The following is a 1,190-nucleotide window of genomic DNA, read 5'->3' as shown; positions in this document are numbered from 1 at the left end:
TAAAATTATTTAATAACTTTAGCAACAACACCCGCACCAACAGTACGGCCACCTTCACGAATCGCAAAACGTAAACCTTCTGCCATCGCAATTGGGTGAATTAATGATACTGTCATTTTGATATTATCGCCTGGCATTACCATTTCTACACCTTCCGGTAACTCGATAGTACCTGTTACGTCAGTTGTACGGAAGTAGAACTGTGGACGGTAACCTTTGAAGAATGGAGTATGACGTCCGCCTTCTTCTTTACTTAAAATATAAACTTCTGATTCAAAGTCTGTATGTGGTGTGATTGAACCTGGTTTAGCTAATACTTGACCACGTTCGATTTCTTCACGTTTAGTACCACGTAGTAATACACCTACGTTTTCACCTGCTCGACCTTCGTCAAGTAATTTACGGAACATTTCAACACCAGTACAAGTTGTTTTTGTAGTCGGTTTGATACCAACGATTTCAACTTCTTCACCTACTTTGATTACACCGCGCTCTACACGACCTGTTACTACTGTACCACGTCCTGAAATTGAGAATACGTCTTCAATTGGTAATAGGAATGGTTTGTCGATATCACGCTCTGGCTCTGGAATGTAGCTGTCTAACGCTTCAGCTAATTCAACAATTTTGTCTTCCCATGCTGCATCGCCTTCTAACGCTTTTAACGCTGAACCACGAATAACTGGTGTGTCATCACCTGGGAAATCGTATTGAGATAGAAGTTCACGTACTTCCATTTCAACTAATTCTAATAATTCTTCATCATCAACCATATCACATTTGTTTAAGAATACGATGATGTAAGGAACACCTACTTGACGTCCTAATAGAATGTGCTCACGAGTTTGTGGCATAGGACCGTCAGTTGCTGCTACTACTAGGATAGCGCCGTCCATTTGTGCCGCACCAGTGATCATGTTTTTAACATAGTCAGCATGGCCCGGACAGTCTACGTGTGCGTAGTGACGAGTTGGTGTATCGTATTCAACGTGTGAAGTATTGATGGTAATACCACGTGCTTTTTCTTCTGGTGCGTTATCGATTTGATCGAATGCACGAGCTTGACCGCCGTATTTTTTAGCAAGTACAGACGTAATTGCAGCAGTTAAAGTTGTTTTACCATGGTCAACGTGGCCGATTGTACCAACGTTAACGTGGGGTTTTGTACGTTCAAATTTTTCTTTAGACAT

Annotated in this window: 1 protein-coding gene; it reads right to left on the bottom strand. The window is 41.4% G+C overall.

The features are described 5' to 3' along the window. Positions 1 to 5: 5 nt before the first annotated feature. A complete protein-coding gene (gene tuf / locus J3U59_RS11940; protein ID WP_267334586.1) occupies positions 6 to 1,190 on the bottom strand; it encodes an elongation factor Tu in 1,185 nt (394 codons plus the stop codon).

It is taken from the genome of Gilliamella sp. B3783 (assembly GCF_026536125.1).
GTDB lineage: Bacteria > Pseudomonadota > Gammaproteobacteria > Enterobacterales > Orbaceae > Gilliamella.
This window is presented reverse-complemented; position numbering and strand designations above follow the sequence as displayed.